Origin of the sequence: Salifodinibacter halophilus (assembly GCA_012999515.1) — a bacterium.
GTDB classification, from domain to species: Bacteria; Pseudomonadota; Gammaproteobacteria; order Nevskiales; family Salinisphaeraceae; genus Salifodinibacter; species Salifodinibacter halophilus.
Genome location: JABEEB010000449.1, coordinates 1 through 254 on the forward strand (window position 1 = coordinate 1; position 254 = coordinate 254).

Genomic DNA, 254 nt, shown 5'->3' on the forward strand with positions numbered 1-254 from the left:
CGCTCTGCACGAAGTAGCGCTGGAAGATCACAAAGAGCGCCACGGCCGGTATGGCCAAGACGACGGCACCGGCCAGGATGGCACCGAAGGGGTTGGCGGTGCTGGCGGCGACGGTCGAGATGTAGTTGGCCAGCGCAACGGCCAGCGGCTGCAGTTCCTGTTGCTTGGTCACCAGGAAGGGCCAGAGGAACTCGTTCCACGGCCCGATAAACGTGATAAGCCCGGCGGTCAGGATCGCGGGTCTGGAGAGAGGG

At 64.6% G+C, this 254-nt stretch carries 1 protein-coding gene; it reads right to left on the reverse strand.

Translation table 11 applies throughout. From position 1 onward, the window contains the following. A partial coding sequence (locus tag HKX41_12395) for a carbohydrate ABC transporter permease (GenBank protein ID NNC24935.1) occupies positions 1–254 on the reverse strand: 254 nt, incomplete at both ends.